Source organism: Clostridium puniceum (genome assembly GCF_002006345.1).
Taxonomy (GTDB): Bacteria; Bacillota; Clostridia; order Clostridiales; family Clostridiaceae; genus Clostridium; species Clostridium puniceum.
Map to the genome: position 1 here is coordinate 1 of NZ_LZZM01000041.1, position 6,872 is coordinate 6,872.

At 30.1% G+C, this 6,872-nt stretch carries 10 protein-coding genes; 2 read left to right on the forward strand and 8 right to left on the reverse strand.

Going from position 1 to position 6,872, the window contains the following annotated elements; genetic code table 11:
- Positions 1 to 406, forward strand: a 406-nt coding sequence (locus tag CLPUN_RS03430) for an IS5 family transposase (RefSeq protein ID WP_143328968.1), incomplete at its 5' end; no start/stop codon positions are given.
- Here the strand turns inward: CLPUN_RS03430 and CLPUN_RS03435 are convergent.
- The 8 genes from CLPUN_RS03435 to CLPUN_RS29340 all read right to left on the reverse strand — a co-directional run bounded on the left by CLPUN_RS03435 (position 390) and on the right by CLPUN_RS29340 (position 5,940).
- Entirely contained in the window at positions 390 to 641 is a 252-nt protein-coding gene (locus CLPUN_RS03435; protein ID WP_077845985.1) for a hypothetical protein, read from the reverse strand. The genes CLPUN_RS03430 and CLPUN_RS03435 overlap by 17 nt on opposite strands.
- 528 nt (positions 642 to 1,169) lie before the next feature.
- On the reverse strand, positions 1,170 to 1,892 hold the full coding sequence (locus tag CLPUN_RS03440; RefSeq protein ID WP_423237276.1) for an IS91 family transposase: 723 nt from the start codon (positions 1,890 to 1,892) through the stop codon (positions 1,170 to 1,172).
- Positions 1,843 to 2,322, reverse strand: a complete 480-nt coding sequence (locus tag CLPUN_RS03450) for a phage integrase N-terminal SAM-like domain-containing protein (protein ID WP_158078693.1) — start codon at positions 2,320 to 2,322, stop codon at positions 1,843 to 1,845. The genes CLPUN_RS03440 and CLPUN_RS03450 overlap by 50 nt, the downstream gene beginning before the upstream one ends.
- 352 nt (positions 2,323 to 2,674) lie before the next feature.
- The gene (gene bla, locus CLPUN_RS03455) at positions 2,675 to 3,487 is read right to left on the reverse strand and encodes a subclass B1 metallo-beta-lactamase (protein WP_077845988.1); all 813 of its coding nucleotides are present in this window, start codon (positions 3,485 to 3,487) and stop codon (positions 2,675 to 2,677) included.
- Positions 3,488 to 3,660: 173 nt separating this feature from the next.
- Complete coding sequence (locus CLPUN_RS03460; protein ID WP_077845989.1) at positions 3,661 to 3,975, reverse strand: hypothetical protein; 315 nt, start codon at positions 3,973 to 3,975, stop codon at positions 3,661 to 3,663.
- Between the two features lie 43 nt (positions 3,976 to 4,018).
- On the reverse strand, positions 4,019 to 4,327 hold the full coding sequence (locus CLPUN_RS03465; RefSeq protein WP_077845990.1) for a hypothetical protein: 309 nt from the start codon (positions 4,325 to 4,327) through the stop codon (positions 4,019 to 4,021).
- A 316-nt stretch (positions 4,328 to 4,643) separates the two neighbouring features.
- Positions 4,644 to 5,261, reverse strand: a complete 618-nt coding sequence (locus CLPUN_RS29335; RefSeq protein WP_341423948.1) for a transposase — start codon at positions 5,259 to 5,261, stop codon at positions 4,644 to 4,646.
- Entirely contained in the window at positions 5,251 to 5,940 is a 690-nt protein-coding gene (locus CLPUN_RS29340) for an IS110 family transposase (RefSeq protein WP_341423950.1), read from the reverse strand. The genes CLPUN_RS29335 and CLPUN_RS29340 overlap by 11 nt, the downstream gene beginning before the upstream one ends.
- A 371-nt stretch (positions 5,941 to 6,311) precedes the next feature.
- Here CLPUN_RS29340 and CLPUN_RS03475 point away from each other — a divergent pair, with 371 nt between their 5' ends.
- Positions 6,312 to 6,791: an S-ribosylhomocysteine lyase gene (locus CLPUN_RS03475; RefSeq protein ID WP_077845991.1), complete on the forward strand. Its 480-nt coding sequence runs from the start codon at positions 6,312 to 6,314 to the stop codon at positions 6,789 to 6,791.
- Positions 6,792 to 6,872: the final 81 nt, after the last annotated feature.

The following is a 6,872-nucleotide window of genomic DNA, read 5'->3' on the forward strand; positions in this document are numbered from 1 at the left end:
AAGTCGTGGCGGACATACAACAAAAATCCACACAGTTGTTGATGGTCTTGGCAATCCAGTTTATTTTCAATTATCTTCTGGTAATTTACATGATAGCACACTTGCTGTGGATGTTCTTTCAAATATTTATATAAAAGGCAGTAATATTTTAGGTGATAAAGCATATGGTACAAAGGAAATTAAGAAATATATTGCTTCACAAGAAGCTTCCTATACAATTCCACCTAAAACAAATGCGCAGAATCCATGGCATTGTGACTGGTGGGTATATAAAGAACGCCATTTAGTAGAATGCTTCTTTAATAAAATCAAGCATTTTCGCAGAGTTTCAACTCGCTATGACAAGCTTGCGTCTTCATTTCTTGCTTTTGTTTATGTTGCGTCCATTTTTATTTTATCAAAATAGCATAAGGCAATATTGTTTTCAGACACGCCCTAGTTAACCATAAAAAATTTTCAACGTTCTCAAGTACTTTTCTTAACCTTACTTTCATGGCATATTTCATTTCTTCATCAAGAACTGTATTAGTAATTCTTAATCCCAAATCAGTTTGCATTTTTTTATAATCTTCTAATGCTAAAGTTAAATTGTGTGCCTGTAATGGTAATAGGTTCAATCTTTCAGTTTCTAATTTTATCATGTTGATCCCCTTAATAGCTTAATTTTTTACCATGAATTTTTTTATTACTTATTGCACTATATGAATAGCATTGATTGCGAAGCTGAGCACCAAAAAATAGCAGTAAATAAAGAAATTTATGTTAATTTTAAATTTAGCATAAATTTCTTTATTGTACTGCTTAGGTTTGCAATCTATCCTAGAACGAAGTCGCTAAAAGCGCCGAACCGCGTAGCGATATTCTATGGAGAATCATTCATTTTCATATTTCCAGAAATTTTGATTTTTTATAATTTTTAAAACCTTTTGGTAAAAAGATATAATAAATATTCTAAAAAAGCGTACAATTTCCCCCTCCCCATAATTAAGCACCTTATTTAGTTGCTCCTTTTATTAAAGGTGGTGATGTGCTCCGAGGCTCAATTTTATTTTTTCTTATATAATTACCATTATTACAATTTTTACATTGACATATATTAATGCCTGTAATTTTAAAAAAAAGCTTCGCTGTCGATAACATCTTTTTATGTTCATCTTGTTTATATACTCTTAATAATATTTTGCATTTATATTACTATTTATGCCATAATGACGTATTTTAACAAAAGCTGGTGGCAAAATATGAGTAATAAATCTTCTTATAAACTCATCTGATGATAGTACCATTATTTTTTCCTTATTATTGTCTCTATAATCTCTCCATTTGAAAGTAATTTTATCTTCTTTAATATTAAGTATTCTATCATTTGATATTGCAACTCTATGTGTATATCTTCCTAAATACTTTAGTACATGGGAAGCACTTTTATAAGGTGCTTTAGAGTAAACTATCCATTCTTTGGCATACATTCCATTTAAAAATCTACTGTATGATTTGGAATTAGTAAATTGTAATATATCCTTATTTAAAACAAATTCTTGTGTTTTGAAAGCTTCTTTGAAGTATGCGAGAAATTTTCTTGATAAAACTTTTACTGGAATAAAAAAATTTTCTTTAGAGTTATTCCACTTATTTCCTAAATTACTCAAACCGCCCGAAGGAACTATACAATGAATGTGTGGATGAAACATTAAATTTTGCCCCCAAGTATGCAATATTGTTGTAATGCCTATATCAGCATCTAAATACTTCTTGTCCTTTGCTAATGTTTGGCATTTAGGACAATGTCTATTTCGACAAGAATTATATGATATCTTAATATCACCGCACTCACCACATTGTTCAATATGTCCGCCTAAATTTGATGTTCTGCAAAATTTTATATCTGATATTACTAACCTTTAAATTTCTAACTTCACTTAATCTTAAACCACCTGAATATATAATTGAAAAAATTCTCTTATATCTCAAATCATCAATAGAATCTAAAAATTCTTTAACTTCACTTTTGGAAAGAACTATTGGTAATGTTTTTCTTCTTTTCATCCTAGGAACTTTTAAGTTGTTCCATTCTTTATTTAAAGTAACAACAAAAAGTAATTTTATTATTGAATTTTTATAGTTTGCAGTATCTTCTTTTAATTTTCTATTTATGATACAATCATATAAGAAATCTACTGCATGCTTTTCTTGGAAAAGCGTTGGAGGTGGAGAAACAAATTTTTCAAATTCACCTGCAACTAGTTGGTAATTTTTAATAGTGGATTCTATAAATCCACGCATTACTAAATCTTTACGAAAATTGACTTGTAGTTCAGTCATTTTCATTAACACTCCTTTCGACGTATAAAACAAGGGGTGTTACAAAATAAAAAGATATTGTGGCGACAACATCTTTTTATTTTCACATATTTTCGGATATTATGAAACTATGAATTAAAAATTTATATTACAGATAAAGCCAAAGCCGTCGCTTTTAGCGAGTTAGTTCTATTTACATTTTGAGAATTGCGTAACAAAAAAAATATCACACTTTCACTTCTGATATGTCCTCCTTAAAGGGAGCATATCATTCTGAATAATGTGATATTTTAGTTAGTAATCCGATTCTTATATTAAGATATTTTAATTTTTTTGTGTAATTGACTATAATTCCTATTATATATCTCCAATTTTATTTTTCTTTTAACAAGTCAAGTGTATGTGTAAGTATTTGTTTATCTCCCCAGTCTCCATGTGATGGTATGACAATCTCTGCATCCGGAAACTTATTTATTAAATTTTCAATAGAATTAGGCCATGCTTTCATATTGGCATCACTAGTATTTCCCATAGTTTTAGATTCTAATGGTTTTACAATACATCCACCAAATAGAATCTTATCCTTTGCTAACCATACGACAATATTATCAGCAGTATGCCCTTCACCTGGAAAATATACTTCTAACTTAGTATCTCCAAGTTCTAATACTGTATCATCACTAGTAATAGATGGATTAGGTTTATCATATCCTAATTTTTCAGCGAATTGTGCTGTTAATGGAGTAGATTTAACATCTATTTTGTTCTCTAATAGTGTTTTAATCCCACCAATTTTATCCATATGTGCATGTGTTATTATTGCAGTAGTAATGTCTTGTTTAAATTTTTCTTTTGTCAATTTAATTAACTCTTCTGTTTGCTCATTTGTCCATGCTGTATCTATCAATACTAAACCTTTAGACGTTATAACTAACAATCCATTTGATAAAGTTCTACTTCCATTATAGTTATAGTATGTGGTATGCACCCAAACATTATCATTAATTTTAGTTAGTTGCACAAAATTTGAATCATCAGTTCCACTTTTTAATATAGATTCTGTTAATTTGTCCCTTTCCACCCAATTCACTTCTTTGGGCCTATTAGAACAAGAAATCATAACTATGCTAACTATACTTACCAAAACACTTAAAAATATAATAATCCTATACTTACTATTTTTCATAAATAAAATTAATCCCCTTTCACTTCTACAGCAATAAACCTTTACAAGTATATTTAAATTATACCACTTATTTAAAAACGATAAAATATATTCATATATCACATTATTCAATTTTCAAAGAACTATTTTTTTATTTTCACATCATATTTAAACTTTATTAGTATTGCGTAGGATTATTTATTTTTAATTAGATGCCACATTTCCTTTTGACCCTGGAGTTGACCTAAATAATAAAACAGTTCAAATTGCTTATCTATGGATATGTTCTTTAATGCTTTTTTAAGGTCTTTTACCATAGAGCTTCTTTCCCAACCATCTGATTTAAAGAATTTATCTATAGATCCTAACGTATCGTATTTATCTACATTCAATATTTCATTTATTTTATCAAAGGTTAACCCTATAAGCGTTGTTTCCTCCGCTTCTGTAAATGCATTATAATCCGCATAGGAATACAACTCTGTAAAATTAGTATCATTAATTCTCAAAAAATCACCTCCTCCTAGTAACTTCGTCTATTTGTATTGTGTATTAACTAAATTCATCAATATGAATAACTATTGCTTTAATCCAATTTAACTTATCAACTTCTTTTATTGCTAATTCTTCACTTTCGCCCTCATATGCCTCTACTTCTTGCTCACAAAATTCCATATTTTGCTCTACTAATTCATCAAAATCAATTGATTTAAAATATATTCTTTCATCTGAAATATAGTATTCATCAATTTCGGCTTTTCCCCAATCTGCACACCAATAACTAAAATCATCACTTGGAACACATGCAGTATCTACCATTGCCATTATTTCTAAATCTGGATTTTCCTCAATTAATTTCAATAGTTCTTTAACGTTTTCCTGTTGAACTTGTTTTTTTTCATAAAATATTCCTCACTTAATTTACTTCGCATTTTTTACATTCTGAGTAGTTATCTTGATAATAGCAATCTAAAATGATACAATTTAATATAAACAAATGTAAATAAATTTTTACCAAATATATCTATATAGTTTACTATTTATTTTTATATTAAGTCCAGCTAAGAAATATCAATAAGAACTAAAAAATAATTATTATTTCTATGAGCCTAAAAAAGGGTGACTTTAATAAGCCTTTTGACTAGCTGTCAAAAAAAGTCATTTCTATGGAATTACACTACGTAGCGAAGCCGCATTTTGCTTGGTTATAATTCTTTTGATGTTCTTCTGGTGTGATTATTTTAAACTCCTTTTCATCACGAAGAATTGCGAATACAATATTGCAAACTTTATGCATAACAGCTCCAAGCGCCACCATTTTAGGCTTACTCTTACATTTCAATAGATAGTAATCTCGAAGTACATGATTTTGGGAAGAACCATTTCTGTTTTTACTGATGCTGACTAAAGCCATGGTATGAATAACTCTTCTAGCAATTCGAGAACCTCGTTTTGACATACTAATTTTCGTACCATTAAATTTACCAGATTGTTTTACAGCTGGATCTAAGCCAAAGTAAGCAAAAAGCTGCTTGGGTGAATTAAACGCAGAGAAATCTCCGATTTCTGCCATAAGACTTGCGGCAGAAAGAAAGCCTGCACCTTTATATGACTCAATCAAGTGAATTTGCTTCACAAAATCAGTAGTTTTATTTGCATCGACAAGTTCATGCATGTCAGAAAGTATTGAAGAAATCTCTTCATCATACTTTCGAATGAAGCTTATGTATAAGCGAATTCGTTTAAAGTTACTACTTACAGCATGACCAAAAGTATTGGCATCATTAGATGGCATTATACTTATCATAAGCATATGTAAGTCCAAAACGAGCAGTACGCCGGATGGAATCGATGATTTCATCTTTCGGAGCAGCTAAAAATGCATCCGGAGAAGTATATTTCTCAAGTAAGGTCATTGCCGTATTCGTAGTTATTTTAGAAAAAATTTTTAAATACTGTGGAAATACCATTGGAAGTTCACCTTGAAGCTTATTAACATAAGCGGAACGGTTGTCCATCAGATCGTAATATTCTCTTGAAAGATTTCTTAAATTAAGAGCAAGGTCCGATGGCATAAGTGAAACTTTCAAATCAGGCTTTAAGCCTATTAAGGCAGCTTTTTTTGAATCAAATCTGTCATTATGCACTTTTCTGATGTTAATGTTTGTGCTATTCTTAGTGATGATAGGATTAATAACTCTAACATTAAATTCCTTATCACGAAGATAGCAGAAGAGTGGGTAATGATAAATTCCCGTGGATTCTAGGAAAATGCGACTTTCCAAAGAATACAGCTCTTCTGCTTCTTTTATTTTAGAAACAGCTATAGCAAGGGAATTTAAATCAGAATGTAGGATTTTAAATGGTTTTCCTACGAATATTTGGTTGGGAAGTGCAATAGACATCCAACTGAAGTCTGCACCGATATCAATTCCAACCGAGATAAATAAATCATATTTTGTAGTATTTAACATGAGCAATAGCTCCTTTCTAATAGGAATCCATTTCCAAGCAATGAGTACACATCCTAGCATGTGATACGGGGATAGCCAGAGGCTCCCAACCAGCTAATCATAAAACCTCATTGAATGGACTAATTGACTCAATTATAGGTATAGGTCAGTAGTAACTGACTTCCCAAGGAGGAAAACATTCTTTATCCTATCCTTTAAGAGATTATACTTTATGAAAAGTCTGGAATCTATCAGGAACCTCAGAAATATTAAACTATAGAAGCAACATCTGATGAAGGAAGAGATCCTTCTTCCGTTACTTATTTTAGAAATTTACTAAGAAAAGAATAGCCCTTAGTGGCTATATCATAATTATACTAGGAGTGATGTTAATGGAGAAAATAGCAAGTTTCACAATCAATCATTTGGAATTACTTCCAGGTGTGTATGTTTCAAGACAAGATAATTTTGGAGATACAGTTCTTACAACTTTTGACATTAGAATGACTAGACCTAATCTAGAGCCAGTTATGAATACATCAGAAATGCATGCAATCGAGCATTTAGCTGCTACATTCTTAAGAAATCATAAATCTTATGATTACAAAACTGTTTATTTTGGACCCATGGGATGTAGGACGGGTTTTTATTTAATTTTACATGGTGATTACAAATCAAGAGATATAGTACCGCTTCTTACTGAGTTGTATAAATTTATTGCTGATTTCCAAGGTGAAATCCCAGGTGCTTCTGCTAGAGATTGTGGTAATTATTTAGACATGAATCTGCCAATGGCAAAATATTTAGCAAATAAATTTCTTAACGAAATTTTATTAAAGATAAAAGAAGAAAATTTGAATTATCCAGCTTAATATCTTTATATATATGTTCTAAAAAATTTTGTTCATTAAGATTTAATTTCTATATTAGAGTGATTGGATAAGACAACCAAC